Source organism: Gordonibacter pamelaeae 7-10-1-b (assembly GCF_000210055.1).
GTDB lineage: Bacteria > Actinomycetota > Coriobacteriia > Coriobacteriales > Eggerthellaceae > Gordonibacter > Gordonibacter pamelaeae.
This window is the reverse complement of the sequence record NC_021021.1, coordinates 3203239-3204221: the sequence shown is the minus strand read 5'-3', so window position 1 is coordinate 3204221 and position 983 is coordinate 3203239. Positions and strand designations below refer to the sequence as shown.

The 983-nt window shown below is 72.3% G+C and carries 1 protein-coding gene; it reads left to right on the top strand.

Features of this window, described 5'->3' with window-relative positions; genetic code table 11:
* The coding region (locus tag GPA_RS14720) for an ABC transporter ATP-binding protein (protein WP_156791183.1) at positions 1–953 on the top strand (953 nt) is incomplete at its 5' end.
* Positions 954–983: the final 30 nt, after the last annotated feature.

The following is a 983-nucleotide window of genomic DNA, read 5'->3' as shown; positions in this document are numbered from 1 at the left end:
GCGTCGAGCGGCACCTCAAAGGCGGCACCGCGCTGCTCATGGCGCTGGTGGGGGCTATCGTGGTCGCGTGCGGCGTGGCCATGCTGCTGGCGTCTGCCGCGCTCGTGGCGCAGGGAGCGGTCGATGCAGGCGCCGCCGTGCTGGCAACCGTCGCGCTCATGTCGTCTTTCGGCCCGGTCATCGCCGTTGCCAACCTGGGGTCCACGCTCCAGCAGACGCTGGCTGCGGGCGCGCGCGTCGTCGACCTTCTGGACGAGCGCCCGCAGACCGACGAGGTGTCCGACGGCGTGGACCTCGGCGCCTTCGACGGTGCGGCCGCGCGGCGCGTGGACTTCGCCTACGGCGGCGTGCGCGTGCTCGAGCAGGTGGACGTGACGTTGCGGCCGGGCGAGGTCGTGCGCGTGACGGGCCGCAGCGGTGTGGGCAAGTCAACGCTGCTGAAGCTGTTCATGCGGTTCTGGGACGCCCAGAAGGGCGTCGTGGAGGTGTCGGGCCGCGACGTGAGGCGCGTCAACACCGCCAGCCTGCGCAACGCGGAGGGCTTCATGACCCAGGAGACGCACCTGTTCGAGGGCACTATCCGCGACAACCTCGTGCTGGCGCGGCCCGGCGCCACCGACGACCAGCTGGCCGACGCCTGTGCGAAGGCGTCGCTCTCCGACCTGGTGGAGCGCCTGCCGCAGGGCTTGGACACGCGGGTGGGAGAGCTCGGCGACGCGCTGTCGGGCGGCGAGCGCCAGCGCATCGGACTGGCGCGCGTGTTTTTGCACGACGCCCCGTTCGTGCTGCTGGACGAGCCCACGAGCAACCTCGACAGCCTGAACGAGGCTGCCGTGCTGCGTGCGCTGGCCGACAACCGCGCCAGCAAGACCATCCTCATCGTCAGCCACCGCGCGAGCGCCGCCGCCATCGCCGACCGCACGTACTCGGTGGAGCGCAGCCGCGCGTCCTAGCGCCGGGCCGCCCCCTTCGGCGGTTGCGGC